Source organism: Sinomicrobium sp., from assembly GCA_029266035.1.
Classification (GTDB): Bacteria; Bacteroidota; Bacteroidia; order Flavobacteriales; family Flavobacteriaceae; genus Sinomicrobium.
This window is the reverse complement of the sequence record JAJUFH010000023.1, coordinates 38,405-45,879: the sequence shown is the minus strand read 5'-3', so window position 1 is coordinate 45,879 and position 7,475 is coordinate 38,405. Positions and strand designations below refer to the sequence as shown.

Genomic DNA, 7,475 nt, shown 5'->3' with positions numbered 1-7,475 from the left:
GAAATTCTTTGTAATTTCATAGACACGTAGAATAGAAAAACCCCGTTTTTTGGCACTTTGGCCAATTTTCGGGGTTTTGTTTCTCTAAATTACGGATTAATTCACTGAATTACAAATGTTTATTTAATTCTGAATGTACCTAAATACAAAAAGGCCGTCCGCAGGGATGGCCTTTTTTGTTGTGTTGTATAAGTGGGTTATTCGCCTATACTGGAAATACGCTCATCAATAAGTTTGAGCGCTATACCGTCGCTTCCCATGAGTTCGAACAAGTCGAGAATATTTCTCATGGTTTGCTCCTCTTCCATCTGTTCTTTTACAAACCACTGCAAGAAGTTTTCCGTTCCAAAATCGTTTACTTTACGACATTTGGCCACAATATTGTGAATGGATTTGGTAACCTCTATCTCCTGATCCAAGGAAGCTTCGAATATTGCCTCCAGCGAATCGAAATCGTGCGATATAGAAGGAATCTCGGGAGAATAAGCCATCCCTCCATTGTCGTTGATAAATCTGAAAATCTTCATCATGTGCTCCCTCTCCTCTTCGGCTTGCTCATAAAAAAACTGTGCGCTACAATTCAGTGCATTTCTGTCGCACCACGAAGCCATCGCCAGGTAAATGGCCGAAGAATGAGCCTCTATTGCAACCTGCTTGTTCAGCAAGTCCATCACTTCTACATTTATGCTTAATTTTTGTCTTACTAAGTCTTTCATAGGTCTGTCTTTTTATACGCGTATCTTTCTACGTCTCTGTTTCTACATGTACAAAGATAGGAAACTCAACACTAACTATCTAATATACAGATAATTTCAATCCGGTCTAAGACTAATTATAAATAAAGACATCAAGATTGACGTTCAGCACACCTATGAGAGTAGTTTTCTTTTTTACATCACCATGAGGTTACATCCTCTGATATCGGCGTGATCAAAACGTCCGAGAACCTCAAAAGAGCCGTCTGCATTGAGCTTACCGAGGTCTTGAGTAGCGATAAAGGAACAAGAATTCAGGTTGGCGAGGTCGATAATATTAATCCCTCCAGTTTTTCCGTATTCTTGTATGGAAAGAGCATCTTCGGGATCTCTAGTTAGCACTCCCATCCAGGGGGGGCACTGAAAAATTCCTTCTCCATAAGAATAAGCCTGTGAGAGCAATTCGGTCATTCCGTATTCACTGTGAATACTATCGGTGCCAAAACCTTCTCTCAATATACGGTGTAATTCTTCACGTACCAACTCTTTTCGCCTTCCCTTCATTCCTCCGGTTTCCATCACTACGGTATTTTGCAAATCAAAATGTCGATTTTCCACTAGGTCGAGCAATGCAAACGACACCCCTATCAACAATACCCTTTCCCCTGCACGATCGAGTTGGACAAGTTTGTCGGCAAGAGTATCGAGCTCGTGCAAGTAAAACCCGCTATCTTTCTTTTTCGATTGCCTTATCAAGGCCTCTGCCATATAGATCAACGAGGATCCCTGACGCTCTAAATAAGACGGCAGTAATGCGAGTACGGTATAATCCGCAATATCCCCGTAAAAACGCTTAAATGCCTCTGAAAAGCTCTTTTCATAGAGAGCTATGTCTGTTACATAGTGTTTGCTGGTGGCCGCTCCTGTAGTTCCGCTGCTGGTAAAGATCTCTTGGGGCTCTCGATCGGAAGTCACTACACGTTGATCTTTGAAAAAAGAAATTGGCAAAAAAGGAATCTCGTTTAGCGAATGCACTTTTTCCGGATTTCGGCCTAACAGCTTGCAAAATCTGCCGTATACCTCGCTAGACCGATACTGGTAACGGTACACTTCGAGGGCTAGCCTTTCGAAATCAGACTTCCCGGAAATACCGAAAATCGCTTCACTATTCATATTGCTACCCTTCTTGTAATTGTTTGTAATTCTTTAAAGTACAATTCCAAAATCAGATCTCACCATCAGGTTCAAGACAACAGATTACTACAAAACGAAATACCGTAGAGCACTCCTAACCCAAGCCCCCTTTGAGCGAAGCGAAAAATCACCATCACCTCATCTCCAAGTCTCCTCATCTCCGCGTCTCCTCACCAAGTCACCCCATCTCCTCATCACCTCTTCTCCATCTCATCTCCATCTCTCCTCATCACCAAACCATCACCCCTCCGTCGCTATGGCTTTCATTTTCTTAAAGAGGAAAACGAGCAGGGCTCCCCCAGAGAACGCTATAAATACCACGAGGGGGAACATCCATTTTTTGGTAGTTGTTATGCTCTTTTGTGGGAGGTCCAAGCGTTCTGCTACACTTCTTATTGTCTTTTCGGTATCGACAGTTCCCGTACTCAGGCTATCTATGGTTTCAAAGAGTTGCTGTTGCGACCTCACCAATTCGGCAAGAGTTCCCGTCGTTTCAGATCTCAGGACAATCGCTGCATCTCCCTTGTCTATGCTATCTGGCATACCTTCACCCTGTTTTTTGAGAATATCATTGATGTGCAAAACAGCTTCTCTACTGGTTTCCAATCTGGAAATTGTGTTTTTCCTCAGGCTGTCTCCCAACCTGCTGTAATACTCATTGTCATTCAAAAACCCCAGTACAGCCGAAACTATTTTCTTTGCATCGTTTTTCTTTCCGGTACGAATAGTAATCCTGTGATATTTGTAATTTACGGCGGTTACCTCATCTTTAGCCAAAGCCAAATCGCCTTTCAGGGCATTAAACACATTGAGTCTGTCTTCATCAGTGAGAAACCCGTAAATGTCGATAACCGGCGCTACAGAAATACCGTAAAAGCTACCTAGGTCTTCTAGCTGTATACGTTTAAAAAACTCCGTATCTCTTCTGCGCCTTTTAGTTTCTATTTCCCGAACGCCCGAGTACAGATAATCTGCGCTTCCAAAATTGGGTACTACTACAAGCTCGCTTCTGTAACTGCTGGATCCCGACGAGCTATCTATAAAATATCCGACCGCAAAGGCGATGAGCAAAAGGACGAGAAGAACAATCGCAAATCGTTTATAGAACATCACCACACGATATATCCCTTTGATGATCCACTTAAAAAAGTCTCCTATTTTTTGCAATAACAGTCCGAGATCTATTTCATCTGAGGCTTGTTGACGGGCTTTGTTTTCGTTCATAATAAGAGCTGTTTTTCTTCTGAAATATTAGTGTTTTTGTTCCTCTTTCCGTTGAGTATCTGCTCTAGAATTCTGCGGGTGATGAGATAAGTGGGTTTTACCCCTGTAGTACCAAGCCCTCCAGAGGCAAGCGTACTCCCTGTTTCCAGCGGATTATCGGAAGCGTAATAGGCGTATCTCACCTTGACATCTTTAGAAATACTCTTTCTTATCCTCGAGGCCGATTGAATAGCTTTCTGATAATGCGCGCCCTCCATTTCCAAGCCCACCACATTCCACGTCGACTCGTGGAAAAAACTGAGCAGATCTCTATTTTGCAAGGATGTTCCGAGAACCGTAATCATCGTACCTTCAAACACCTTTAGTCCATATCCTTCAAAATCAGCTTTACAGAGTTCGTTTTCGAATGGGTAATTGTCGGCTGTCCCTTCAAAAATATGAGCGGAAGGAATCATGAGATCTCCTTTGTCGCCCTCCAATATTCCTGCCTTTCCCATGATGGAAACCGATTTGATGTCGAGAAAATAAGGTTTGTGATCTACAACTCGTTTCTTTCTGTCTTTATACGGTTTTAAAAACTCGTCTATGGTTTCATACGCCTGTTCCCCAAAGGCATAATCCATCACAAACAACACAGGAAATCCGCCTTGTTCTCCAGCTTCAAAACGGTAATCAGGATGCTGAAACTCTATTTTGGCGGTGTCAAATATCTGTACATCTATATTCGTTCCCGAGGTGTCATCGATAGCAATCATCCCGTTTTTTAATGCGAATGTCTTTACCCTCTCCCTCAGGTCGTCGTTTTGGGGAAGACTGAGCATCTCATATAGCTCAAGGCGTTCTTTTCCCTTCACCTCCTTTTTCAGTGCCTCCACTGCAAAGAGTGAATTCATCACACTGTGCATATTCGCACTGATGATATGTATCGGGCGACCCAGAAGGTCGTTTTCCAAAAGCACAGTTTTAATAGCATGAGCCCATCGCTCCCCGTGGATATGATGCCCCAATCGCTCTCGCAGAATAGGGCTAAATGCTATCGCTCTCTTGTTATTATCTCTTTCCTCCTCTATGGCTAGTCTGCCCATCCAGTAAACGATGTGTAAAAATCGCTCGGGCATCTGTTTGGTGGCAAATGTTTGGTGTGCATCCAAAGCTTCCTCAAAAGTACGCCCCAAAATACTGGCCACGTGGATTAGTGCTCCTTCGCGTTCAGCTCTAGACAACTTCCCTTTCTGTACGGCCGACTCCAGCTTAAACCAATCTCTTGTAGTTTCGCCGGTTTCATCGTCGTAAACCCTTCGTCTTATCTTGTCAGACTCTATGTACAGGAAAGTAAGGTGAGTGAGTATATCGTAGATGTCGGAGCGCCCTCTGGTGATCTCAATATTCATCTGTTCTGCATCTACCCTATAGCAATTCCGCCTGCGTTTTGGAGGAATAATAGGAGTAAATTGCGATTTTTTGTATCCCTCGTCTGAGGTGAGGTTGATGTATCGACATTCTTCTATACCCATGGGCAACCGGTCGAGTATATACGTCAGTCCGTTGAGTTCTACCTTGTTTTCAGCAATAGAACCGTATATTTCAGGACGAATCAGCAACAAGGATTCCCTAAGCGTTTCCCCTGAAACACCCATCGGTTTATAAAACCCCCTGTTGAGCAGATGTCGCATCGCGATATACATCCGCTCTATGGCGTTGGTCGATTCTTGTGCTCTTGTTCTGTCCTTTACCTTGCTCATATCTTGTTTTCTGTACAAAAATACGGGATTTTTGTATAATTGTTTAGCGACAGGTCGACTGATACACCCTCATCAACACCTCAACCACTGAGCTCAGCTTCTGTAGTTGTATAGTTTCTCTGCCAATTTGCGGTCGTTTGACAGTCGCTGCACCTTGTTCTGCCCGCCTAGTTTACCTATGCTTTTCATATATTCGGAAAAGCCTCCTTTCTTAATTTTGGTAATCCTCAAAGGGGCGAGTACGCTTCCAGAAATAAGGTCGTAATAATAAGTGTTCTGCTTCTGAAGCGCTTGATCCACACACCGTGCAAACCCCTTTATATCCTGCGGTTCTTCGCTAAATTCAATCAGCCATTCGTGATACGGCAATCCCCCTTCGGGCGGATCGATTTGCGGGGCCACTGTAAATTCGTTAATGCTACCTCCAAAAGCCTCTATTCCTTCCTTTATCGCCTGTTCCACTTCCTTGGCTATTACGTGTTCGCCAAAGGCTGAGGTAAAATGTTTAATCCTACCGGATACCACAACGCGATAAGGGCTTACGGAGGTAAATTGTACTGTATCGCCCAAATTGTAAGCCCAAAGACCGGCGTTGGTAGATATAATCATGACGTAATTGACGTCTAACTTCACATCTTTTAATGTGAGACGTGGCGGATTCTCTGTAAAGAATTCATCGGCAGGGATAAACTCGTAAAAGATTCCGGAATCCAACTGCAACAACATCCCTTTTTCTTTTTGAGAATCCTGAAAGGCAAAAAAGCCTTCACTTGCCGGAAAGAGCTCTATACTGTCTACCTTTCTACCGATAAGGTCTTCAAACCTCGCCCTATAGGGTTCGTAATTAACTCCTCCGTAGATAAACAATTCGAAGTTTTTAAAGATCTCTCCTACCTTTTTACCACTGTATTCTTGTAATTTTTCAAAATACATCTGTACCCAGGAAGGGATACCACTGATAACGCTCATATTTTCCACAAGTGTCTCCTCTACTATGGTGTTGACCTTGGTTTCCCAATCGTCTATACAGTTGGTTTCCCAGCTGGGCATTCGATTTTTTTGCAGGTATTTGGGCACGTAGTGAGCCACTATACCCGAAAGTCTTCCGAGTTTTATTCCATTTTTTTCTTGGAGTATAGGGCTGCCCTGTAAAAAGATCATTTTCCCGTTTACAAAGCGGGAGTTTCCCGTTTCGTGAATATAGCACAATATAGCATTTCTCGCAGCCTTGATATGGTGTGGCATAGACGCTGCCGTGAGCGGAATATATTTGGCTCCCGAAGTAGTGCCCGAAGTTTTGGCAAAATACAGAGGTTTTCCCTTCCAGAGCACATTTTCCTCTCCGTTTACCACCCGATCTACATAAGGTCTGAGTTTTTCATAATCGCGAACCGGAACATTTTTGACAAAATCTTCGTGAGTTTTTATACGCTCAAAATGGTGATCTCTGCCAAATGCCGTGTCGGCAGCTTCTGCAATCAGCTTTCGAAATACCTTTTCCTGAGTTTCTACAGGCTTTTGAACCCACCGCTGCATATCGCGGTATACGTTTTCGGCAAAAATCTTTGCTGCAAAGGATTTTAGAGACATAGGTCAAAATCGCTACAACTCCTTGAATTCGCAATAACAGGAGTCCTATTTTTTTAATTAAAATCTATATAGTCTGTGGGATTTACCGGATATCCATTGCTCCACAACTCCAGGTGTAGATGAGGTCCCGTAGTCAACTCTCCGGTATTTCCCATCGTGCCTATCACCTCTCCTGCCTTTACTAAATCTCCCTGCATCTTGGTCAATGAGCCATTGTGTTTGTATACGGAAATCAGTCCGAGCGAATGTTCTACAATACATACATATCCGGTATCTGCAGTCCACTCGGCAAAGATAACAATCCCGTCGGCAACTGTTTTCACCGGAGTTCCGGAAGCCCCGGCAATATCTACGGCAAAATGTTTTTCTTCGAGGTTGAACTCATTGGAAATAACACCGGAAACAGGGGGGAAAAGTACAAAATCTACCTCCGACATAGCGCTACCCATGAGGTTGTACTTGTCTTCTACCGCTACTTCCTCACGCAGGGCAAGGTCTTCTGCTCCCGGGGAAAGATCCACTTCAGACGGATCGGGTCGGTCTTCCGACGACGAAGGGTCTTTGGGGGTTTTCTCGGTCATCTCTTCCGGATTTATCTCTCCTGTAAGTATCCTTCTGACATTGGAGATGTAGTCGTCATTGGCTCCTAACACCTGCTGTAGTGAATCCGTTTTATAGGTGAGATTGGCGAGTTGGTGTTTTAATTGGGGGGAAGAATATCCCGGGATATACTCCCTCAAAGGAGTAAACGCAATGAGAATGGTGGTGAGCGCAATGAGAAATACAGCAAATGAAGTTCCTACTACAAAGACGTTGAGCCTGTTCAGGCGGAACGACAAACGCTCTTCGAAGGTATCTTCATTGAGAATAACCAGTCGATATTTGTGCAAAAGCTTTTTTGCCAGTTTCTTTTTTTTGGGTTTGCTCTTTGTCATGACACTTGCAAATATAACGTTATACGCCCCATACAACTCTTAAAAATATAATAATTAACGCCTGTATTCAACATTTCTTATTACCTTTGTTTTCA

The 7,475-nt window shown here is 43.4% G+C and carries 6 protein-coding genes; all 6 read right to left on the bottom strand.

The annotated features are described in order from the left end of the window. Positions 1 to 197: 197 nt before the first annotated feature. On the bottom strand, positions 198 to 716 hold the full coding sequence (locus ACYZZR_RS10730) for a ferritin (RefSeq protein WP_461534004.1): 519 nt from the start codon (positions 714 to 716) through the stop codon (positions 198 to 200). Positions 717 to 890: 174 nt separating this feature from the next. Beyond that, a complete protein-coding gene (locus ACYZZR_RS10725) occupies positions 891 to 1,868 on the bottom strand; it encodes a long-chain-fatty-acid--protein ligase (RefSeq protein ID WP_461534003.1) in 978 nt (325 codons plus the stop codon). A 261-nt stretch (positions 1,869 to 2,129) separates the two neighbouring features. After that, the gene (locus tag ACYZZR_RS10720; protein ID WP_461534002.1) at positions 2,130 to 3,113 is read right to left on the bottom strand and encodes a hypothetical protein; all 984 of its coding nucleotides are present in this window, start codon (positions 3,111 to 3,113) and stop codon (positions 2,130 to 2,132) included. Next, positions 3,110 to 4,855, bottom strand: a complete 1,746-nt coding sequence (locus ACYZZR_RS10715; protein WP_461534001.1) for a DUF6909 family protein — start codon at positions 4,853 to 4,855, stop codon at positions 3,110 to 3,112. Before ACYZZR_RS10715 ends, ACYZZR_RS10720 begins: the two co-directional genes overlap by 4 nt. Before the next feature lie 93 nt (positions 4,856 to 4,948). Then, the gene (locus tag ACYZZR_RS10710) at positions 4,949 to 6,445 is read right to left on the bottom strand and encodes a GH3 family acyl-acid amido synthetase (protein WP_461534000.1); all 1,497 of its coding nucleotides are present in this window, start codon (positions 6,443 to 6,445) and stop codon (positions 4,949 to 4,951) included. 53 nt (positions 6,446 to 6,498) lie between these two features. Then, the gene (locus ACYZZR_RS10705; protein ID WP_461533999.1) at positions 6,499 to 7,380 is read right to left on the bottom strand and encodes a M23 family metallopeptidase; all 882 of its coding nucleotides are present in this window, start codon (positions 7,378 to 7,380) and stop codon (positions 6,499 to 6,501) included. Between the last annotated feature and the right edge of the window lie 95 nt (positions 7,381 to 7,475).